General features: G+C 64.9%; 17 protein-coding genes and 1 pseudogene. 6 read left to right on the forward strand and 12 right to left on the reverse strand.

All coding sequences use genetic code 11. The features are described 5' to 3' along the window. Positions 1-5 precede the first annotated feature (5 nt). Genes L0U82_RS13330 through L0U82_RS13385 form a run of 12 tightly spaced genes read right to left on the reverse strand, consistent with a single transcriptional unit; the run spans position 6 to position 12,616 of the window. Positions 6-1,190 (reverse strand): beta-ketoacyl-[acyl-carrier-protein] synthase family protein, encoded by a 1,185-nt coding sequence (locus tag L0U82_RS13330; protein ID WP_233831598.1) that lies wholly within the window; start codon positions 1,188-1,190, stop codon positions 6-8. Then, complete coding sequence (locus L0U82_RS13335) at positions 1,187-3,688, reverse strand: MMPL family transporter (RefSeq protein WP_233831599.1); 2,502 nt, start codon at positions 3,686-3,688, stop codon at positions 1,187-1,189. The genes L0U82_RS13330 and L0U82_RS13335 overlap by 4 nt, the downstream gene beginning before the upstream one ends. Continuing rightward, the gene (locus tag L0U82_RS13340; RefSeq protein WP_233831600.1) at positions 3,688-4,461 is read right to left on the reverse strand and encodes a LolA family protein; all 774 of its coding nucleotides are present in this window, start codon (positions 4,459-4,461) and stop codon (positions 3,688-3,690) included. The genes L0U82_RS13335 and L0U82_RS13340 overlap by 1 nt, the downstream gene beginning before the upstream one ends. Beyond that, positions 4,449-4,907, reverse strand: a complete 459-nt coding sequence (locus tag L0U82_RS13345) for an acyl-CoA thioesterase (protein WP_233831601.1) — start codon at positions 4,905-4,907, stop codon at positions 4,449-4,451. The genes L0U82_RS13340 and L0U82_RS13345 overlap by 13 nt, the downstream gene beginning before the upstream one ends. Further along, the gene (locus L0U82_RS13350) at positions 4,904-6,529 is read right to left on the reverse strand and encodes an HAL/PAL/TAL family ammonia-lyase (protein ID WP_233831602.1); all 1,626 of its coding nucleotides are present in this window, start codon (positions 6,527-6,529) and stop codon (positions 4,904-4,906) included. The genes L0U82_RS13345 and L0U82_RS13350 overlap by 4 nt, the downstream gene beginning before the upstream one ends. After that, positions 6,516-8,258: a glycosyltransferase family 2 protein gene (locus tag L0U82_RS13355; protein WP_233831603.1), complete on the reverse strand. Its 1,743-nt coding sequence runs from the start codon at positions 8,256-8,258 to the stop codon at positions 6,516-6,518. Before L0U82_RS13355 ends, L0U82_RS13350 begins: the two co-directional genes overlap by 14 nt. Then, positions 8,258-9,949: an AMP-binding protein gene (locus L0U82_RS13360; protein ID WP_233831605.1), complete on the reverse strand. Its 1,692-nt coding sequence runs from the start codon at positions 9,947-9,949 to the stop codon at positions 8,258-8,260. Before L0U82_RS13360 ends, L0U82_RS13355 begins: the two co-directional genes overlap by 1 nt. Continuing rightward, entirely contained in the window at positions 9,946-10,614 is a 669-nt protein-coding gene (locus tag L0U82_RS13365) for a hypothetical protein (RefSeq protein WP_233831607.1), read from the reverse strand. Before L0U82_RS13365 ends, L0U82_RS13360 begins: the two co-directional genes overlap by 4 nt. Further along, a complete protein-coding gene (locus tag L0U82_RS13370; protein ID WP_233831609.1) occupies positions 10,614-10,865 on the reverse strand; it encodes an acyl carrier protein in 252 nt (83 codons plus the stop codon). Before L0U82_RS13370 ends, L0U82_RS13365 begins: the two co-directional genes overlap by 1 nt. Positions 10,866-10,868: 3 nt before the next feature. Next, complete coding sequence (locus tag L0U82_RS13375) at positions 10,869-11,168, reverse strand: phosphopantetheine-binding protein (protein WP_233831610.1); 300 nt, start codon at positions 11,166-11,168, stop codon at positions 10,869-10,871. After that, complete coding sequence (locus L0U82_RS13380; protein ID WP_233831611.1) at positions 11,143-11,937, reverse strand: lysophospholipid acyltransferase family protein; 795 nt, start codon at positions 11,935-11,937, stop codon at positions 11,143-11,145. Before L0U82_RS13380 ends, L0U82_RS13375 begins: the two co-directional genes overlap by 26 nt. After that, the gene (locus tag L0U82_RS13385) at positions 11,921-12,616 is read right to left on the reverse strand and encodes a beta-ketoacyl synthase chain length factor (protein ID WP_233831612.1); all 696 of its coding nucleotides are present in this window, start codon (positions 12,614-12,616) and stop codon (positions 11,921-11,923) included. The genes L0U82_RS13380 and L0U82_RS13385 overlap by 17 nt, the downstream gene beginning before the upstream one ends. 615 nt (positions 12,617-13,231) lie before the next feature. Here L0U82_RS13385 and L0U82_RS13390 point away from each other — a divergent pair. The 6 genes and pseudogenes from L0U82_RS13390 to L0U82_RS39850 all read left to right on the forward strand — a co-directional run. Beyond that, a pseudogene (locus L0U82_RS13390) lies at positions 13,232-13,390 on the forward strand (IS3 family transposase); the annotation flags it as partial. 192 nt (positions 13,391-13,582) lie between these two features. Then, a complete protein-coding gene (locus L0U82_RS13395) occupies positions 13,583-14,614 on the forward strand; it encodes an acetamidase/formamidase family protein (RefSeq protein ID WP_233831613.1) in 1,032 nt (343 codons plus the stop codon). 138 nt (positions 14,615-14,752) lie between these two features. Next, positions 14,753-17,146 carry an acetamidase/formamidase family protein gene (locus L0U82_RS13400; RefSeq protein ID WP_233831614.1) on the forward strand — a complete coding sequence of 798 codons (2,394 nt, stop codon included), beginning with the start codon at positions 14,753-14,755 and terminating at the stop codon, positions 17,144-17,146. Between the two features lie 151 nt (positions 17,147-17,297). After that, positions 17,298-18,200: a polysaccharide deacetylase family protein gene (locus tag L0U82_RS13405; RefSeq protein ID WP_233831615.1), complete on the forward strand. Its 903-nt coding sequence runs from the start codon at positions 17,298-17,300 to the stop codon at positions 18,198-18,200. Positions 18,201-18,276: 76 nt separating this feature from the next. Then, a complete protein-coding gene (locus tag L0U82_RS13410; protein ID WP_233831617.1) occupies positions 18,277-19,128 on the forward strand; it encodes an ABC transporter substrate-binding protein in 852 nt (283 codons plus the stop codon). A gap of 42 nt (positions 19,129-19,170) precedes the next feature. Next, the gene (locus L0U82_RS39850; protein ID WP_326489723.1) at positions 19,171-20,916 is read left to right on the forward strand and encodes an amino acid ABC transporter permease/ATP-binding protein; all 1,746 of its coding nucleotides are present in this window, start codon (positions 19,171-19,173) and stop codon (positions 20,914-20,916) included.

The raw sequence follows: 20,916 nt of genomic DNA on the forward strand, positions 1-20,916 counted from the left end.
AGGCGTCATCGGGCGAGAATCAGGCTGACATTGCTGCCGCCGAACGCAAACGAATTGCTCATCGCGTACTGCGTGCCGGCGCCGCGCGGCAGATAACGCGCGTGCTGCACGAGGTCGAGCGCGGGCAGCCCGGGATCGGCTTCGCCGTCCCACAGATGCGGCGGCAAGCTCACGTCGTCGCGCGCCAGTGTCAGCCACGCGAAGCCGAGTTCGGTCGCGCCGGCGGCGCCGAGCTGATGGCCGGTCAGCGGCTTGGTCCCGCTCGCGGCTACGCCTTCGGGAAACACGCGTGCCATCAGGTTCGCCTCCATCTCGTCGTTCTTCTGCGTGGCCGTCGCATGCAGGTTCACATAGCCAAGCGCCGACGCCGCGATGCCGGCATCCGCCAGCGCCCCGGTCAGGGCAAGCTCGCCGCCGACGCCCCGCGGATCCGGTGCCGAAATATGATGCGCATCGCTCGATTCGCCGAGGCCCGCGAGCCGCACCGGCGCTTCGTCGCGGCTCATCAGGAACACCGCCGCGCCCTCGCCGACGTTGATGCCGCAACGATTGCGGCTCATCGGATTGGTGCGCACGCTGCTGGTCGATTCAAGCGACGCGAAACCCTGCACTGTCAATTCGCATAGTGAATCGACACCACCCACGACGATCGCGTCGGCGAGTTGCAATTGCAGGAGCCGGCGCGCCGACGCGAATGCCTTCGCACTCGACGTGCACGCGGTCGAGATCGTGAACGCCGGTCCTTGCACACCGAGCGCGGCAGCCGCGAACGGCGCGGCGGTCCCGATTTCCATTTGCCGGTAGTTGAAGTTGTCCGGCAGCTCGCCCGCCTGCGCGTAATAGACGAACGCGGTCTCGGCCGCCTCGATGCCCGACGTGCTGGTGCCGAGCACCACGCCGATGCGCGCTGAACCGTAGCGCTCGCGCGCGGCCTCGATCGCCGGCGCGATCTGCGCGAGTGCCGCGAGCAGCAGACGGTTGTTGCGGCAGTCATAGCGCGCGAGGTCCGCGCGCGGCGCAAGATCGAGCGGCGCCAGCACGCTGCCGACGAACGCCTCGCCGATACCGGTCGGCACGCTGCCCATGCCGGGAGCGCGCGCGGCCGCAAGCGCCGGCACGATCTCGTCGAGATGGCCGCCGAGCGCGTTGATCATGCCGAGCGCGTGCAAATAAACTGATGGCGCTTTCATCCCGCCCTCCGTGATTCCGACGACGCTTGTTGCGACCTGCGCGCCGTTGACTTCTTTTCCGCCGGCTTGCCCACGGCCGGCATGCCGATCGGTGCGAGCAGCACCGCGACCGCGATGCCGAGTGCGAGCGTCGTGCCGAAGCTGCGCAGCGCGGGCATCCCGCTCATACCGAGCATGCCGAACGACAATAACGTAGTGGCCGCGGACAGCAGCACGCCCGTCCACACCGCGCCGATATCCGCCTCCGCGCGCAGACAGCCTTCGCGCAGAAACACCGCATAATTCGCGCCGACGCCGAGCACCAGCATCAGCGCAAGCCAGTTGAACAGATTGAGCGGCACGCCCGCGTAACCGAACACCGCAAGGGCGACGCCGGCCGCAAGCAGCACGGGCAGCGTGGTCGCGATGCCGCCGGCCAGCCGATAGCGCAACGTCAGCAGCGCGAATACCAACACGAGCGCCGCTCCCAACCACCAGCCGCTATCGACGCGATACGCGCCGAATAGCCTGGACACGCTCGCGGCCTTATCGACGAACACGATGCCGGGCTTGCCGTGCGCGAGCGCGATCAGCGCTGGCTCGTTGCGCGGCGTCACCCCTTGCGGAATCACGATGGCGGCGTAACGCCGCTCATGTAACTCGCCCGCTCCGTCCCGTTCATTCGACTCCACCGCGCCGAGCCATAAATGCCGGTACGGCTGCGACCACGGCGCCGAGAGCCAGCGCTCGACAGTCAACGGCGCTTGCGATTGCGCATAGGCGGCAAGCCACGCATCGGCGACTTCGTCCTTGAAGCCCGTTTTCAGCAATGTCGCTCGCAATGCGGTGGGATCATTGAACACGTGCCGCGCGAGCAGCGCGTGGTCGTCGCTTTGGCGCTGCGCGGACGGCACGAACTGCGCGACCGACTGATAGCCGGCGAGACGATTCGCGCCGCCGTTCAACGCATCGAGTTGCGCGCCGAGCGCTTCCGCGCGTTGCAGCACCGCCTCCGGCGTCGCGCCGCGCACGACGAAAAACTGCGCGCTGTTGTCGACGCCGACCGCCGCGCGCACCTGATCTTCCTGCGTGACCAGCGACGCATCGCGCTGGATCAGCAGATGGATGTCGTCGTCGCTGGTCAGGCGCAGCCAGCCCGGCGCCGACGCGATCAGCAACACTGCCGCGATCGGCCACGCGCGCTTGCCGCCGATCGCGCGCTGCCAGTGAGCGAGCAGGCGCGCCGCGCCCGCGAACACGCGCCACGGACTGCGCTTCGGCGCGCACGTGAGCAATGCCGGCAGCAGCCAAAGCACCGACGCGAACGCGGTCGTGATGCCGACCATCGCGAAACACGCAATCTGCCTGAGCGCCGGAAACGGCACCCACATCAGGATCGCGTAGCCGAGCAGGCTTGTCGTCAACGCCACAGTCAGCGCAGGACGCACCATGCGCGCGCCGCGCCGGGCGTTCCAGCCGCGCCCCGCGCCGAGATAGACGACGAAGTACTGAATCGAGTAATCGACGGCCTCGCCGATCAGACTCGCGCCGAACACGAGTGTCAGCAGATGCAGCTTGCCGAAAATCAGCATCGTGGCCGCGAGCGCACAGACGATACCGAGCGCGGTCGACACGAAACCGAGCAGCAACAGACGCGGCGAGCGGAACACCCACAACATCAGCAACGCGATGCCGGCAAGCGACGCGACGCCGATCAGATGCACATCGCGCTCGGACGCGCTACGCGCCGCTTGCGCGTAGAACACCGCGCCGGTGCGCGCCACCGACACGTCCGGGAAGGTCCGGTGCAACGCGCGTTCGGCGTCGGCGAGCGCCACCGTCACCGCGCGCTGCGTCTTCGTTTCATACGCGGAGCCCGGCAGCGTCGCGACGATCAGCACGCTGGTCGTATCGCCATGCGCGTCGCCGCGATGCGAGACCAGCAGGTTGTCCTCGATGTCGAGATTCGACGTCGCGAGCGGTAGGCCGGCGAGCCAGCGTTCGAGCCAGCCGAATGGATCGTCGGCAAGCGGTGTGCTCAGACCGCCTTGCAGCAGACTGTACAGACGCTGAGTCAGCAGGTCGTGCAACGTCGTTGCGCCGGCATGGGCGAGCATCGCGCGATCGGCCGGCGCGAGCAGGCCGAAGCGATACGGCATGTACAAGGCAGCGATCCGCGATAGATCGAACGGCGGCAACTCGGCCGTCACCGAACCGAATGCGCCGCTCCGTTGCAACGCCGTGCCCAACTGCTTCGCCGCCGCCTTCGCATGCGCATCGTCACGGCTCGTGACCAGCAACACCGCGCGGTCGCCGAGCGCGCTGGCGAGTCTGCCGATCGCCTTTTCAGCAACCGGATCGGCCTCGGTCGCGGGCAGCAGCGCGAGCAAATTGGTTTCGAGCGGTGAGCCTTCTGCGAAGCGCCAACCGCAATACAGCGCCGCCAGCAGCGCGAGCACGAGCCATGCGGCGCGCACGCCCCAAGCCTGTTTCGCGGACCGCTGTTGCAGCACCTCCATTACAGCGCTCCGAACAGGTTGCGCTCGGCGGCGGTCAACTCGGCGACGGCCGTGCTGTTCGCGAACTCGAGCTTCATCACATCGCCGTTCGCGAGCGTGATGAGCAGGGTTTGCAGATAGTCGCCGCCTCGCATCTCGATGCCCTTGATGGATTGCGCGAGTTGCGGCTGATTCGGCGTGAGGCGCATGCGCCATTGCGCGGGGCCGCCCTCGGCGCTGACGTCGAACTGCGAATACAGCGCGGACAGATCGCCGCCGAGCATCGCGCGCATCATCTTCGAGACCTGCGCGACGCCGCGCGGGCTCGGCGTGCCGTGCGTCACTCGCTGGCCGGCGGCGTCGATCTGCGCGACGCCGGCATCGGTGATCACGTAGGTGGCCTTGTAGGGGCTGTCGATTTGCCAGATCACGCCGCGCTCGCGGAAGAACAGCAACGTGCCGTCGCTGACGAGCGGCTGCTTCATCGCGGCAAGTGTCTGGGTCTGCGTGAATTGCGCGCGCACGCCTTTGGCCTGCGCGAGATGCGCGGCGATCCGCGACACCAGTGCCGGGTTTTCGGTGCCGATGGCCGCCGCCGTGGACGCCGCGCCGGCCGCCTTACTGGAAGCAGCGTGGACCGCTGCCGCTGGCCACGCTAGCGCGGCGCACGCACTGCCGATCACAGCGATAACGGTGATGGCACGGATACCACTGATGGCACGCGTCATGACACCGCGCGCGCACGCCGCCTGCAACGCGACCGCCTTCGCCGCCGGTCGATTCATCGCCCCCATACGCGTTCCAGCTTGTCGAATACGATCGGCGGCGATACGAACTGCAATTCCTCGGTCGCGGCGTCGACAGCGACCTGAATCGTATAGCCCTTCGTTAGCCGAGTGCCCGACTCGCAGTCGACGATTTCGTAGCCTATTTTCAGGCGGTTTTCGTATTCGAGCAGTTGCGCGCGCACCTCGATTATCTGTCCGTACACAGCCGGCCGCACATATTTCAGATGCGCCTCGACGATCGGCCACAGATAACCCGACGCCTGCATCTCGCGATAGTCGTAGTCGAACACGCGCAACAGCGCCGCGCGGCCCATCTCGAAGTACTTCAGATAGTTGCCGTGCCAGCACACGTTCATCGCGTCGACGTCGTGAAACGGCACTTCGACCGTGGCGCTCGCGCTGAGCACGCGCGGCACGGTCGGCACGTCAGCGACTTTCGTAGCCTCGTTCATGCGCCGGCTCCTTTGCGATCGTTGTCCCACAGTTCGCACGCCGCAATTCGCGCAGTCAACGCGCGCAACTCACCCTCGAGCGCCCGGTCTTCGTCGACGAACGGCGAGTACGCACCAATGTCGTCGATAAAGTCGCACAGCGGCGCCGGTACCGGCGTCGCGCCGTCGATGCGGATGCGCAGACGCACGGCCTGCACCGTCGCGAGCGTATGCGCAGCGGCGACCTGCTCGGTCAACGCCAGCACGCGCAGACAGTCGCGCGCGGCGATCGTGCCCATGCTGACCTTGTCCTGGTTGTGTGCTTCGGTCGAACGCGAGAACACGCTGGCGGGCAGCGTGTTCTTGAGTGCCTCGGCGGTCCACGCGGACGACGAAATCTGCACGGCCTTGAAGCCGTGATTGATAGCGGCGCGCGCGCTCGCCGCACCCGACAGATTGCGCGGCAAACCGTTGTTGAAATTGACGTCGACGAGCAGCGCGAGTTGCCGGTCCATCAGATCGGCGAGATTGGCAACCGCGACTTTCAGCGCGTCCATCGCGAACGCGATATGACCGCCGTAGAAGTTGCCGCCGTGCAGAATGCGCTCGTTGTCGGGATCGATCAATGGATTGTCGTTCGCGCTGTTCAGCTCGTTTTCGACGTCACGGCGTACCCAGCTCAGCGCGTCTCGCGCGACGCCGATCACATGCGGCGCACAGCGAATCGAATAGCGGTCCTGCAAGCGATGCCCCGGCGTGTCGGGGCGGCCGTTCAGATCGTCGCGGATCCATGCGGCCGCTTCGGACTGGCCGGCATGCGGCTTCACGTCGAACAGTGTCGCGTCGAAATGCGCGGCGCGGCCGTCGAGCGCGATCGTCGACAGCGCGGTCAGGCGCGCGGTCAGCCGGCTCAGATGATCGGCGCGCGTAAACGCGAGACAGGCCAGGCCGGTCATCACCGCGGTACCGTTCATCAGCGCGAGGCCCTCTTTGGGCGCGAGCACGAGCGGCGCGAGCCCGAGTTCGGCCCACACGTCGTGCGCGGCGCGCAAACGGCCGGCGTGCAGCACGTCGCGCTCGCCCGCGAGCGCGGCCGCCACATACGACAGCGGCGTCAGATCGCCACTGGCGCCGACCGAACCTTCGGACGGAATGCGCGGCAGCACCCGATGATTGATCAGCGCCGCGAGACGTGCGAGCAGCACCGGACGCACGCCCGAGAAACCATACGCGAGCGAATTGAGACGTGCGGCGATCACAGCGAGCGTTTGTGCGTCGTCGAGATATTCGCCCATGCCGCAGCCGTGATAACGCGTCAGTTGCAGCGGCAACGCTTCGACTAATTCCATCGGCACGTCGACCACACAGGCGTCCCCGTAACCGGTGTTAACGCCGTACACGGTTGCGCCCGCGGCGAGCTGGCGCCGCAGGAAATCCGCGCCTCGTTCGATGCGCGCGCACCATGCCGGATCGTCGTTCAACGCCACTGGCGCGCGCCGCCGGGCAATCGCGACGACCTCTTCGATCGTCAGCCGACGCCCGCCGATCACGACTGCCGCGTTGGCATTGGCATTCGTGTCGCCGTTCGCACGGGTATCCATGGACAGCACTTCCGGCGCGCCGCTCAGATCATGTTCGGCCATTCGCACCTCGCTTCGGGCCGGCCCAGAAATCGAAGAAATTGAACCATTGATAAGGGGCCTTGCGGCAGTAGTGTTCGAGACGCATCGCGTAACGCTGCGCCCATGAGGCCAGATGCTGTGCGCGTTCGCGACGCGGCAGTTCGATGCGCTCGGCGAATGGCTCGAAGTACATGCGGTAGCCGCCGCGCTCCTTCAGACAGAAGAACAGATAGACCGGACAGCCGAGCGCATGCGCGAGAACGTACGGGCCTTGCGCGAATGGCGCTCGGGCGCCGAGAAACTGCGCTTCGGTAGTGCGTCCTGCTTCGCAAGCGGGCACGCGATCGCCGACGATCACCAGCAGTTCGCCCGCGTCGATGCGTTGTTGCATCAGCACGGCAGTCTGCGGGCCGAAGTCGCCGACTTCGAGCAGATGCCGCGCGAAGTCGCGGTTGGATGACGCGAGTACGCGGTTGAAACGGCGCGCGTGCTCCGTATAGACGACCGCCGTGACCTTCGCGTGTGCACCGCGCACCGCGAGCGCGCGCGTCATCTCGAGATTGCCCAGATGTGCGCCGATCACCAGCGCGCCCCTGCCGCTCGCGATCAAGGCTTCGAATGCCGATGGATCATCGAACGTGACGTCGGTGTCGTTGACGCGGCCGGTCCACGCGGCGAGCTTATCGAAGCCCGACTGCGCGAATGCGAGCATGTGCCGATACGCGGACACCCAGCCCGGGCGCGGCGTATCGGCCTGCTGCGCGACCGAACCGAGATGCCGGAAGTAGTTATCCGACGCCTGCCGCGCGGCGCGGCCCGTCAGCAGAAAATATGCGACGACCGGATGCAGCCACAACGCGGTGAAACGGCGGCCGAATAGCTTGCAGCTCAGCGCGAGCAAGTTCATGCCGAGATGGCTACCGCGTTCGGTGATGCGCCACCAGTCTTCGGGATGGGGGGCATCGGCGGGCTCGCCTTCTGCCGTGCTCTCAGTCACCACGCCACGACGCGGCATCAGCTTATGCGCGAGCAGCACCGGCAGACGCCACAGCATGCCGAACACGAGTCGCGTATGACTACGGCTGATTCGCACGTTGTCCCACAGCACGTCGAAATGCGACACGCCATCGGCCGCGTAGGTCACGCGCGTCGGAATCGAACGGAACGCCGCGCGCCGCCAATACAGGCGCACGAGGATCTCGATGTCGAAGTCCATGCGCGTCGGCAAGCGCGTGTGGTCGATCAACGCGCACGCGAGCGCGAGCGGATAGAGACGAAAACCGCACATCGAATCGCGGATGGTCAGCGACAGCGTTTCGACCCACACCCATACGTGCGTCAGATAGCGTCCATAGAGGCGCGCTTTCGGCACGCTGTCGTCGTAGACCGGGCGGCCGAGGATCACTGCGGCGGGTTCGGCGCGCGCCGCGTCGATGAAGCGCGGAACGTCGGCTGCGTCATGCTGGCCGTCGGCGTCGATCTGCAATGCGTGTGTGTAGCGTGCCGCGCGCGCGGCACGCAGACCGGCCATCACCGCCGCGCCCTTGCCGCCGTTTTGCGGTAGGCGCAGCAGCGTGAGCTGACCAGCGTACTGCTGCGCGAGCGCGGCGAGCACCTGTTGCGTCGCGTCGTCGCTGCCATCGTCGACGACGAAGATCGGCAGCGCGTGAACCGCGAGCTGCGCGACGGTCGCGCCGATCGCGTCCTTGTGGTTGTAGATCGGAATTACGATGCAAGGTGCGAAGTGCATCACGCGCCCTCCCGATGCACAAGCACGCCCGACGCGCATTCGCGTGTGTCGAGCCGGTACATGAACTGCACACGCCGACGCGCGGCGTCGCAAGTGAGCGTGAGCTTGAGCACCGCCCCCGGCGACACCGGCGCCATGAACTTCAGACGATCGACCGACGCGAGTTCACGCACCCGCGGCCAGTGACCGGCCGCGAGCCGCACCGCCCAGTCGACCTGCACGACGCCAGGCAGAATCGGCAGGCCCGGAAAGTGGCCGGCGAAGTGCACGAGCGTCGGTGGCACGCGCAGGTCGTAGTGGAGCGTGTCGCCGCAGCGCGCCTCCGCGAGCACTTCCATGCCTTCGGCACGCGGCGCGAAGGCGGCGGCAACGGAGCTCGCCGGCAGCTTGCCACGCGCATCGAACGGCAAGCTCGCGCGAAACCGCCAGTGACGCGGCAGCACGACTGCGTCGAAGTAATCGGCGAGATGACGGCGCAACGTTTTCGCGAGCGCGACGCGGCCTTCGTCGCGCAGCGCCGCGCTACCCGCTTCGGTCAGCGCGACGAGCGCACCGACACGTTCGCGCGACGCGCCTTCGAGCGGCACGAGCACCGCCTGCGCGACGTACGGATGCAGCGCAACACGCGCTTCGAGCTCCGGCAGCGACACGCGTTTGCCACCGAGCTTCAGCACGCGATCGAGCCTGCCTTGCAGACGAAAACGGCCATCGGCATCGAATACGATACGGTCGCCGGTACGATGCCAGTCCGCGTGACCGAGGTGCGGCGAGCGCACGCATAACGCGCCGTCTTCATCGTGCCGCACTTCGGCGCCAGTGACCGGCTGCCATGCATCGCCCTCGTCCTGACGGCGCCACGCGATGCCGCCGGTTTCTGTACTGCCGTAGATTTCGAGCGGCGCGGCACCATAAGTCGCCGCATAGTGCTGCGCGGCGTCGGCCGCAAGCGGGCCGCCCGACGAAAAAAACGCGCGCGGCGCGGGGTTCAGCGCGGAGAAGCCCGGCAACGCGGGCCAGCGCGATAGCTGCGCGGGCGTCGACACGATCGCCGTCGTGCCGCACTGGGCAATACGGGCTGCCAACTGCTGCGGCTCCATGCCGATCGCGCGATCGAACGCGCGGCCCGCCGCGAGCGGCCACAGCACGCGAAACAGCAGACCGTAGATGTGGTGATGCGGCACGCTCGCCAACATCGTTGCATCACCGATCAATGCGCCCCAGTGCGTTTCGAGTGTCCGCACTTCGGCGTCGAATTGCGCGAGCGTCTTGCGGATCGGCTTCGGTGTGCCGGTGCTGCCGGACGTGTACAGCGTGAGCGGCGCGTCAGGGTCGATCGGGTAATCGATGTGGGTCGCGTCGGCGGGCGAAACGAACGGCGGCAAGTCCGCGTCCGTCAACATGAAGTCGTACGCGTCGGCCAGATCGGCGAGATAGCCCGGCGTCGCGTTGGCCGGAATCACCGGCTCCTTGCCGCGCGCCAATAGCGCGAACAACGCGCAGGCGAAATCGAATGGATCGTCGATACACAGCGCGCAACGTGATGCGCGCTTTGTATCGACACGCGCGGCGAGCGCCGCGACGCGCGCGCGGAACGCGTTGCGATCGAGCAGCGTGGCGCCATCGCGGCATACCGGCGTATCGGGCGCGGCGAGTGCGGCTTCGGCCGACAACAGATCGTGCAATGCGATCATGACGCCTCCGAACCCGCGCGCGCGATGCGAGGCAGCACGAACAGGCGCCGCCACCCGAATTCACCGACAAGCAGCACGCCGATCAACCCATAAGCGATCACGCCGTTGTACAGCGACCAGTTCGCGCGACTCCAAGCCAGCGCCGTATAGACGGAAAACGCGCCGTTCAGCACGAAGAATCCGCACCAGATCTGAGTGACGCGTCGCGTATAACGCACTGCGCCAGGCGGCAGATCGGGCTGGCCGAGCCGCGCAAACTTTTCGATCATCGACGGTCCGTGCACGAGCGTGGCGCCGAACGCGATCAGCAATCCGAGGTTGACGAGCGACGGGTAGAAACGCAGCAGCAGTTCGCTGCCGGTGACGACGATCGCCGCGGAGGCGCCGCTCAACAGCGCCGCCACCGCCCAGTCGAGCGCGGATAGCTGTCGCAGCGACATTGCAACCGGGCCGCCGCCCGCCCAGCGCTGCAGCCACAGCGTCGCGAGCAACATCAAGCCGACGAGACGCGGCGCATTCCAATGCCATGCGCATAAAATCAGCGCGGGGTAAGCAAATTTCAGCAGGACCTGCACGACGGCCCTGCTCGAACGATGCCGGGTGCCGGACCTGATTCCGGAGCAGCCTGGCTCAGACATCCGCAATCGCGAGCGCTCGGCTGGCATCAGCCTTGGGCCGCGAGCAGCGATTCGACCGCCGCGATCACATCGCCGACGGTGCGCACGGATTTGAAGTTCTCCGGCTTGATGCGGCGGCCGGTCATTTCCTGGAGCTTGATCGCGAGATCAACGGCGTCGATGCTATCGAGATCGAGGTCTTCGAACAGGTGCGCGTCGGGCGTCACGCGTTCGGGCTCGATCGCGAAATTGTCGTGAAAGATCGCGCGGATGCGCTCAAGAATCTCGGTCTCCGACATGGTTCACTCCCCCTTCTTTGTGATTTCGTTCGCAGCGTGCGCCGCTTTGCGCTGACTTTCGACCAACGCGGCAAGCGTGTTGATCGAACGAAAGTGCTCGCGCGTGCGCTCATCGTTCGCCGCGATGGTCAGTTGGTATTGTCTTCGCAGCACGATGCCGATTTCGAGCGCGTCGATCGAATCGAGACCGATGCCGTCGGAACCGAACAACGGCGCATCGTCGTCGATGTCGGCCGGGCTCAGATCTTCGAGATCGAGTGCTTCGATCAGCAATTTTTTAATTTCGAGTTTTAAAGAATCCATAGTCGAACAGATGCCGGGTAATGTGGGCTTCGACGGCCTTCGTCACGCTGCGCGCCGCGATGGCCGGGCTCGTATCGGTGGCCGCCAGTGCGTCGACGCCTAGCGGCGCGAGCACGTTCACGCGTATGCGGAACGCGCGCGCCGGCACGTCGTGCCAGCGCATCTGCCGCGTAAAGACGGGTGGATCGCAATCCATCAGCACCGGCACGATCGGCGCGCCGGCCTTCAGCGCCATATGCGCGAAACCGCGCGAAAAGGCATGCAGCCGGTTCGGTGCCGGGCTGCGGGTGCCCTCGGGAAAAACGATCACCGTATAGCCGGCTGCAAGCTGGCGCGCGCCCGCGTCGACGAGTTCGACGGCGTCCGCGTTGCTCACGTATTCCGCTGCGCGCACGATGCCCCAGAAACATGGGTTGCGCCAATGTGCGCTCTTGACGATGCAGCACGCGCGAGGCGTAAGCGACAGCAGCACCATCACATCGAGATAGGTAGGGTGATTCGCGACGACGATCGCCGGGCCGCCCGCGCGTAGTGCCTGCGCGCCCGACACCTCGAGTTCCATCACGCCGATCGCGCGCAGCGCCGCGACGAGCGCGCGGAAAAAAACGTGGATGACGGCCGTCACCGCGCGCAGCCGCGACGCGCGATGCGGCCACAGCCACGCGAGCGGAAACACCAGCACCGAAAACAGCAAGCCGCATGCGCCGAATACAACGAAGGCTATGCCGGTCGCGAAAAAACGCCACAGATAATCAAGCCGCGCGGTCATGCCAGCTCCAATGCCACAGCGCGCCGGCATGTTGCCAGCACGCGGGCTGCGCGGTTTCCAGGCAGTGCAGCAGCGCCTGGCTCTGAGTCGGGAAGCTGCGGATGTCGCCCGCGGGAAGCTCGTCGGCTCGCGACAACGAGCAAACGATGTGTCCTGTGCACTCGCTGCGATCCAGCAAAAGTGCAATCGCACCGCCCTGCACTTCGTCCTCGATCGTGCCGTACGCGAGATCGGCCGGTTCGTCGGCGTACACGAGCAGCACCGGTGAGGCGGGCTGTGTCTCGTATTGCGCATACGCTTCGAGCATTGCGTAGCCAAGCGTCTGTGCGCCGGCCGATACCGCGTTCGCCGCCGAACGGTCGCCGCGCGCGATACCGAACACGCCGGTCATCGCGTTCAGTACCGACAGGCTGAATGCAGTCGGCGACACCGGCTCGCCCGCGCTGATCGAGCGCAGGATGTCCGTGGTGCGCCGCAATTCCCCGTGCCGCGACGCAAACACGACGCGCGCCGGCTCCCGCGCGACGCAGTCGTGCGCGACCTTGAGCGCCACTTTGGACAGCGTGCTGAGACGCCGCCGCACGATCGGCTCGATAAAGCCGATATCGGGTGTGGCGGATGCGGTAGCCGGCCAGCTAGACCAGCGACCGACCGGAATGGTCCAATGCAGATCGGGCATACAGTGTTCACGCGTAGAAACGAAGAAGAGGCTAAAGCGCCTGACCAGATACAGCGTCACAGCGTTCAGCGCGGCGCGGATCGGGGTTCCGGAATCGATCGGTCTTCTTTTGGGAACTCGGCGAATTATCGGCAGGCGGCGCCTGATTATTTAGGCCTAAGCGTCAATTTACGCAAAGTTGGCTCGTGTTTCTTTCGTGGCCGAAATCATACTGAAGATTACGGATTAAATCAGCCGAAAAGAGGTCTCTATTTTTTCGCACCGTTAAAACAACAGATTGTTAGGTGATTTCACAAAATCGCAGCGCACAACGTGTCCAAGGCCGCCCCAAGCGAGTTTCGGCGCCTTCCGGGGGCCGACATCCATGGACGTTGCCCGGCAATCCGAGGCGCCCCGACCTTTCATTCTGCTTTCCTTGCGCACCTGTTGCGGAGCGCTACGCCATGCGCCTCATTTAGCGCCCAGCCGCCGTTGCAACTTCCGGCCAACACTCGCGGAGGGAGCCTGGCCAGTTATGCTCCGCCCCTCATAGAGGAGTGGCCGCCCCGCGGCCCGTCCGCCGTCTTTTACTAGTGCGTCGCATGAGTGGCTCGCGAGGACGCCTGATCAGACAGCGGTATGGATGCTTTGGCGCCCCGCCCACGAGAGCGTCGCCAAACAATGTCCCACCCCGATCACGAAAAGCCGACCGAACCAAGCGCGCCCGATGAGCGCACGCGTGAGCAGTTGCTCAAGGAAAACGAGTCCCTGCGCGCGGAGGTAGCCTATCTAAAAAGCTCGATGCCCTGCCTCAGGCGAAGAATCAGGCCGTGCAAAAAGAAAAACCGCAAATAGCGCAGCAGCTCAGGATTCGCCCACGCACAAGCTTTTGTACGCAGTCGCCCAAGTGTCCCAATTCTGTCGCCCGTACGATCTGCCATCGGTCGTGTTCTACCGATCGCACACTCTTACGGAGCTTCAGAAAGCATGCTTCACGAACTGCCAGCCATCCAGAAAAATGTCCACTGGGGATATTTCGACGCGGCGCTCGCGCCCGCACTGATCGTCGACAGCGGCGACTTCGTTCGTGCCGAAGCGGTCACGCATCACGCCGGCGACGCACCCGATCTGATGATGGACGACAAGGTGCGCGCGCTCTACGACACGATTCCCGAATCCGATCGCCAACCCGGCGTGCACCTGATGACAGGACCGATCTTCGTCAGAGACGCGAAGCCTGGAGACCTGCTCGAGGTGCGTTATCTGCAAATGATTCCGCGCTTCAACTACGGCTCGAATCTCGCGGCGCACTGGGGTCATCTGTTCAGCGACTTCGACAAGGAACGGGTGACGATTTACGAACTCGACCGGGCATCGAACACGGCTCACGCGCTGTATGCGTACGACTATCCCGGCAAATATCTGGTGCCGGGCAAACGCTCGGAGATTCGCGACTGCTGCCGCGAACCCGCGCTCGCGGGCGTTCGCGTGCCGGTACGCCCCCATCTGGGCACCGCGGGCGTCGCGCCGGACGTCGCTGGTCGCGTCAGTACCGTGCCACCGGGCGCGCATGGCGGCAATATCGACAACTGGCGCATCGGCGCGGGCGCGACCATGTACTACCCGGTCGCCGTGGACGGCGGCCTGTTCTCGATCGGCGATCCGCACGTATCGCAAGGCGATGGCGAAATCAGCGGTACCGCGATCGAAGCGTCGCTCAACGTGATGTTCCAGATCGTGTTGCGGCGCGACTTCAGCTTTCCGTCGCCGCTGCTGGAAACACCGGACTACTGGATCGTGCACGGCTTCGACGAAGACCTCGACATCGCGACGAAGAACGCGTCCCGCGACATGTTGCGGCTGCTCGTCGAACAGCAGGGACTGTCGCGCGATGACGCCTATTCGCTGATGAGCGTCGCCGCGGATTTCTCCGTGACACAGGTCGTCGATGGCCGTCAGGGCATTCACTGCAAGATGCCCCGAAGCATTTTTCCTCCGATGAAAAAGCCCCGCGCATGACCTGTGCGCACGCGCCATGACAGTGCGCTTGCGCACCGTCGTAGCGCGCTGCGGCCGCGCGAACGGCGTCGTTGTCGATGGCACGGACATTGCCTTTTTGTCACCCGACTGACGTTCGTCAGCGTCCGGGAGCCTGGGTTGGAGTTACAGCGTTTCACCACCGAGTCGTATGCCGAAGCCGATCGCCTGCGAGCATGGAACGACGCCCTCCGCCAGCTTGGACTGCGTTGCGGCGCGCCGCTCGCGACCGCGCGCCATTTGCACGGCACCATCAGGTCGCGCAAGTCGAGCAACGGTTTCGAGCTGATCGCGCTAGCCGCGTTCGCGCAAACCATCGAACTCAAGGTCGACGGCGCCGACAGCCTCGTGGTCGCGCTGCATCTCGACGGCGGCGTCACGCTCGTCGCCGATGGGGTACGCACACGGGTTGCCACCGGCGATATCGTGTATGCGTCGTCGCGCGACGAAACACTGCTGTCGTTCGACTCCGACTTCCGCGCGTTCGTGATCCGGGTGCCGCGCGCCGCCATCAACGCACGCCTGCTGACGCCGTTCTCGCTGCGCGCCGGCCGTTTGCCGGGAGACGCCGGCATCGGTCATGTGTTCTCCGGCTTTCTGCGCTCGATTGCCGAAAGCGTCGAGACGTTGTCGCTCGACGAGTTGCGTCCCGTCGAACTTGCACTGGCGGAGTTTCTGGTCGCGAGCCTCGTCGGTTACGACAAGGAAGGCAGCTTCAGCGGACTCACACCCTCTCAGGCCGCGCTGTTTTCTCGCGTGTGCCGAACCATCGAAGGCAGTCTCGCCGATCCCGAGCTTGGACTGACGTCGATAGCGAAAGAAGAGCGCGTGTCGCCGCGCTATCTGCAGAAGCTGTTTGAAGCGGTCGGACAGAATTTCTCGACCTATCTGCGCTCGCGCAGACTTGAGCGCTGTCGCGCGGATCTGGTCAATCCGCTGTATGAAAAGCTGTCGATAGCCGATATCTGCTTCCGTTGGGGTTTCAACGATCCCGCGTATTTCAGCCGCGCGTTTCGCGAGCAATATGGCGCGTCGCCGCGCACATTCCGGCATGAAGCCGGTCTCGAACTGGCTCGCCATCTGGTACGGCGCATCTCGCGCGGCCTGCCGGTCAATGCCGGCAGCCTGCTCGTGCATGCACAGCTCGCCGGGCAGGCCGCGGCTCACGAAGTCGCGGACGAGGCCAGTTGGGCGGAACCGCCCTCCGAGCCTTCCGAGCCTCATGCGCATTCAGCGCCGCCGCCGCGCGATGCCGGCAAGCCGCGCCATCATCTGCTGCGCGCGACGGCCAACACGATTCACTGGGGTTACTTCAGTCACGATCTGAAGCCCGTGCTGGAACTGAACAGCGGCGACACGGTGACGATCGAAACGCTGACGCAACACGCGGCGGACGACTGGGAGCGCATGGTGCAAGGCGACCCCGGCGCCGAAAGCGTGTTTCACTGGAGCGCCACACGCAAGAACGTCAACCGCCGGGGCGCGGGGCCGATGGACGCGTCCATCTATGGGCGCGGCGCGGGAGAAGGCTTCGGCGTGCATATCTGCACCGGCCCGATTGCCGTGCGCGGCGCCGAGCCCGGCGATGTACTCGAAGTGCGCATCGTCGACATTCATCCGCGCCGTTGCGCCAATCCGAAATTCGCCGGCCGCGCGTTCGGCAGCAATGCCGCTGCCTGGTGGGGCTTCCACTATCGCGAGTTGCTGACCGAGCCGAAACCGCGCGAAGTCGTCACCATCTATGAACTCGACGCCGACGCCACCGCGGGAGAAGCCGCCTGCGCGCGCGCCGTCTATAACTTCCGCTGGACACCCCAACGCGATCCGTTCGGCGTGATGCATCCGACCATCGACTATCCGGGCGTACCGGTCGATCATTCGACGGTCGTCGAGAATCACGACATCCTCAAGAATGTCCGCATCCCGGTGCGTCCGCACTTCGGCGTGATCACCGTTGCGCCACAGCAGGATGGTCTGATCGATTCGATTCCACCGTCCGCGTTCGGCGGCAATCTCGACAACTGGCGCGTCACGCGCGGCGCGAGCGTGTTCCTGCCCGTTGGCGTGCCCGGCGCGCTGCTCTCCGTCGGCGATCCGCACGCCTCGCAAGGCGACTCCGAGCTGTGCGGCACCGCGATCGAATGCTCGCTCACCGGCGACTTCCAGTTGATCCTTCACAAGAAGGAAACGCTCGCTGGACAGGCATTTTCGGACCTCACCTATCCGCTGGTCGAAACCGCCGACGAATGGGTTCTGCACGGCTTCAGCTATCCGAACTATCTGGCGGAGTTCGGCACGAGCGCGCAAAGCGCGGTGTACGAAAAATCCACGCTCGATCTCGCGATGCGCGACGCGTTCATCAAGACACGTCGCTTCCTGATGACGACCCGGGGCCTTTCCGAAGACGAGGCGATCTCGCTGATCTCGGTCGCGGTCGACTTCGGCGTGACGCAGGTGGTGGACGGCAACTGGGGCGTGCACGCGATCATCCGCAAATCGCTTTTCACCGCATGAAGTGGCAGGCGGTGAGCACCGATGTGAGCACCGATGCGCGTGCGTACAAGAGTTTGTTCGCGGCAAGTTCGATGCGGAGATTTTGGCTTCCCTACCATGGGTTCCGACGTGACCACAGGCGTACGCGCCGTTCGACAGGACTCACTGGACCATGGATTCTCCCGCACATCGCGCACTGCCCGGCCACGGGCGCTTTCACTATTCACCGATCGGCAACCGCCCTCTTTATCGTTGGCCCAACGGTTCCCGTCTGGCGGTTTATATCGGCTTCAACATCGAGCACTTTGCTTTCGGTGAAGGATTAGGGCCGACTATCGGCCCCGTGATGCCCGAACCCGACGTGCTCAATCACGCGTGGCGCGAGTACGGCCTGCGGGTCGGCGCATGGCGCTGTCTCGATCTGTTCGACGAACTCGCGTTGCCGGTCGCGGCCATCATCAATACGGCGCTCTACGATCACTGCCCCGAACTGGTCGCCGCGTTCGCCCAGCGCGGCGACGAACTCGTCGCGCACGGTCACACGAATTCGGACCGGCAAGGCACGCTGACCGAGGCCGAGGAACGCGCGCTGATCGTCGCCTGTCGCGAGCGGATTGCCGCGCAAAGCGCGCAGCAGCCGGCGGGCTGGTTGTCGCCGTGGCTGTCGGAGAGCCGCGTCACCAGCGATCTGGTCGCCGAAGCGGGTTACCAGTACACGCTCAACTGGTGCCATGACGATCAGCCCACGCGTCTCGTGACGCGCGGCGGCCAACCGCTGTGGGCGATTCCGTATCCGGAAGAAGTCAACGATATCCCGATGATCCTCGCGCGCCAGATGGACGCGAAGTCGTTCGCCGATCTGGTGATCGACCACTTCGAGGAAATGCTGCGGCAATCCGAGCGCGAGCCGCTGGTGATGGGCATCGCATTGCATGCGTACCTGATGGGACAGCCACATCGTCTGTATCACCTGCGGCGGGCACTCGAACATCTTGCCCGTGCGCGCGACGAAGGCCGGATCTGCATCACGACGCCGGGTTCGATTGCAAGCCATATGGACCTGCTCGGTCATTAGTTCACGTCATTCCCGCTTCCCCGTACCGCTTCCTCCATTTCATTTCGTTCAACCTCAAACAGGATTAGCCATGTTCATGTCAAAGGCAATCAAGCTGCTGTTATGCGCCCTCACGGGTCTGCTCGTCGCACAAGGCGCGTCGGCGCAATCGTGCGAACCGTCGAAGGTCGCGCAGAAATATCCGTCGCTGGCCGGCAAGACCATCAAGATCGGCGTGGACCCCGAATCGCCGCCGTATGCGTTTCGCGACAGCAAGGACTTCAACAAAATCATCGGCGCCGATGCCGACATGGCCCGCGCGGTGTTCGACTGCGCCGGCGTGAAGACGGAATTCTTCACCGCCGGCTGGCCGGGGCTGCTGCCCGCGCTGCGCGCCGGGCAGATCGATGTGATGTGGGACTTGCTGTACTACACACCGGAACGCGCGAAGGAAACCAGCTTCGTCACGTATATGCAGGCCGGCACCGGCGGTCTGGTGGCGGCGGGCAATCCGAAGAAGATCGACGACATGTCCAAACTCTGCGGCACCACGGTCACCGCGGGTATCGGCACGGTCGAGCTGACGATGGCGCAGACCCAGGCGGCGAAGTGCAAAGCCGACGGCAAGCCTGACGTCACGATCATGACGTCCGCCGATATCGCGTCAGGGGCGCGCCTCGTCGCCAGCCATCGCGCCGACGTGATGATGTACGACCTGGCGCTCGTCGACGGTCTGGCGAAACAGAACCCGCAGCTCTACATGCGCGGCTTCATGGTGACGAGCGGCATGAAGATCGGCGTGGGCGTGAAGAAAGGCAACGCCGACATGATTGCCGCCGTCTCCGACGGGCTCAAGATCATGCAGGCCAATCAGACGCAGAAGAAGACTTTCCAGAAGTACGGCGTGGATCCGTCGCTGGAAACCCCGACCACGCTGCTTACTCAATAAGACTGGCTGCGCGGCACATTGCTTTCGCGTGCCGCCGGCGTCATGAACCATGGGTCGGAAATGAAGTTCTCGCACTTCAGATCGCGTTTTAAATCGCGTTCTAAATACAAGGCCGGCAGCGCGCTCGGCATGGTTGCGATGCTCGCATGGCAACCGGCCATGGCGGCCGGCCTCACCGGCGCTCAGGTGCTCGACGGTTTCAGGGAACTGGCCACTTATGCCGGCTCGCCGTTCCTGCTCGGCGGTGCGTGGGTCGCGGTGAGGATCACGCTGATCGCGATGTCGATCGGGCTTGCGCTCGGGCTCGGTCTTGCGCTGATGCGGCTATCGCGATTCAAGGCGTTGAGCTCGGCGGCATGGACTTATATCTGGTTCGTGCGCGGCACACCGCAGCTGCTGCAGCTCGTGTTCATCTTCGATGCGTTGCCGCTGGTCGGGTTGCGCTTCGATGAATTCACGACCGCGGTGATCGGCTTTGCGTTGAACGAGGCGGCATTCAGCGCCGAACAGTTTCGTGCCGGGATCCTGTCGGTGAACCGCTCGCAATCGACCGCCGCCGCGGCGCTCGGCATGGGGCCGCTGCTCACGTTGCGCCGCATTATCCTGCCGCAATCGATGCGCGCGGTCATCCCGGGGCTCGCCAACGACACCATCGGCATGTTGAAGCTGACGTCGATCGCGTCGGTGATCTTCGTCAACGAACTCACGTTTCGCTCGCAACAGATCGTCGGCCAGAACTTCAAGTTCTTTACGGTGTTCGGCGCGGCGGCAGTGATTTACCTGCTGCTGACGAGCGGGATTTCATTGCTCCAGGTGTGGCTCGAACGCCTGTTCGATCACGAGCGCGAACACAAGCTCAGGTTCTCGTGGTTCGGACTGCGCGCCGCGACGTCCGTCGCGAAGCCGACCGCGGCGCCGGATGTCGCGCCGCTCACCGCCGGCGAGCCAGCCGCGAACGATCACGCGTGGATCGGCACGTTGCTGCCGGCCGAAAGCCGCACGCCCCAGCATCGCGGCGAACCGTTCGTCGCATGCAGAAACGTCTGGAAATCGTATGGCAAGCGCGAGATTCTGCGCGGCGTCGACCTGTCGATCGCGCACGGCGAAGTGGTCGTCATCCTCGGTCCGAGCGGTTCCGGGAAAAGCACGCTGCTCAAGCTCATCAACCATCTCGAACCGCTGGACTGGGGCACGATCAAGGTCGATTCCCGCTACGTGGGTTACCGGGAAGTGCCAGGCGGCGGCGGCACGGTACGGCCGTTGCACAACCTCGCGCGGGCACGCGCCGAAGCACGCGTGGGCATGGTGTTCCAGCATTTCAATCTGTTCAGCCATCTGAGTGCGCTCGAGAACATCGTCGAGGCACAGCGGCAGGTCTACGACGTGCCGCGCGTCGAAGCAGAGGCGCTCGGCCGGGATCTGCTGAAAAGCGTGGGCCTCGCCGCGCATGCGGATTTTCTGCCGCACCGGTTATCGGGCGGACAGCAGCAGCGGGTAGCGATCGCGCGCGCACTCGCGATCAAGCCCAAGTTGATGCTGTTCGACGAACCGACGTCGGCGCTCGATCCGGAACTCGTCGGCGAAGTGCTTGGCGTGATGCGCGGGCTGGCGGACGCGGGCATGACGATGATCGTGGTCACGCATGAAATCCGTTTCGCGCGCGATGTCGCCGACCGTGTCGTCTTCATGGACGGCGGCGAAGTGATCGAGCAAGGCACACCGCAGCAAGTGATCGACAACCCGACTCACGAGCGCACCCGAAAATTCCTTAACGTCGTTACCAGTTGA

Source organism: Paraburkholderia sp. ZP32-5 (genome assembly GCF_021390495.1).
In the GTDB taxonomy this organism is placed as follows: Bacteria; Pseudomonadota; Gammaproteobacteria; order Burkholderiales; family Burkholderiaceae; genus Paraburkholderia.

Bases quoted from the DNA above. Each gene is read 5' to 3' on its own strand.
- L0U82_RS39850 (WP_326489723.1), top strand. From the start codon at position 19,171: ATGAACCATGGGTCGGAAATGAAGTTCTCGCACTTCAGATCGCGTTTT.
- L0U82_RS13340 (WP_233831600.1), bottom strand. From the start codon at position 4,461: ATGGGGGCGATGAATCGACCGGCGGCGAAGGCGGTCGCGTTGCAGGCG.
- L0U82_RS13375 (WP_233831610.1), bottom strand. From the start codon at position 11,168: ATGGATTCTTTAAAACTCGAAATTAAAAAATTGCTGATCGAAGCACTC.
- L0U82_RS13330 (WP_233831598.1), bottom strand. From the start codon at position 1,190: ATGAAAGCGCCATCAGTTTATTTGCACGCGCTCGGCATGATCAACGCG.
- L0U82_RS13365 (WP_233831607.1), bottom strand. From the start codon at position 10,614: ATGCCAGCCGAGCGCTCGCGATTGCGGATGTCTGAGCCAGGCTGCTCC.
- L0U82_RS13380 (WP_233831611.1), bottom strand. From the start codon at position 11,937: ATGACCGCGCGGCTTGATTATCTGTGGCGTTTTTTCGCGACCGGCATA.
- L0U82_RS13335 (WP_233831599.1), bottom strand. From the start codon at position 3,688: ATGGAGGTGCTGCAACAGCGGTCCGCGAAACAGGCTTGGGGCGTGCGC.
- L0U82_RS13350 (WP_233831602.1), bottom strand. From the start codon at position 6,529: ATGGCCGAACATGATCTGAGCGGCGCGCCGGAAGTGCTGTCCATGGAT.
- L0U82_RS13370 (WP_233831609.1), bottom strand. From the start codon at position 10,865: ATGTCGGAGACCGAGATTCTTGAGCGCATCCGCGCGATCTTTCACGAC.
- L0U82_RS13410 (WP_233831617.1), top strand. From the start codon at position 18,277: ATGTCAAAGGCAATCAAGCTGCTGTTATGCGCCCTCACGGGTCTGCTC.
- L0U82_RS13385 (WP_233831612.1), bottom strand. From the start codon at position 12,616: ATGCCCGATCTGCATTGGACCATTCCGGTCGGTCGCTGGTCTAGCTGG.
- L0U82_RS13405 (WP_233831615.1), top strand. From the start codon at position 17,298: ATGGATTCTCCCGCACATCGCGCACTGCCCGGCCACGGGCGCTTTCAC.
- L0U82_RS13345 (WP_233831601.1), bottom strand. From the start codon at position 4,907: ATGAACGAGGCTACGAAAGTCGCTGACGTGCCGACCGTGCCGCGCGTG.
- L0U82_RS13355 (WP_233831603.1), bottom strand. From the start codon at position 8,258: ATGCACTTCGCACCTTGCATCGTAATTCCGATCTACAACCACAAGGAC.
- L0U82_RS13360 (WP_233831605.1), bottom strand. From the start codon at position 9,949: ATGATCGCATTGCACGATCTGTTGTCGGCCGAAGCCGCACTCGCCGCG.
- L0U82_RS13395 (WP_233831613.1), top strand. From the start codon at position 13,583: ATGCTTCACGAACTGCCAGCCATCCAGAAAAATGTCCACTGGGGATAT.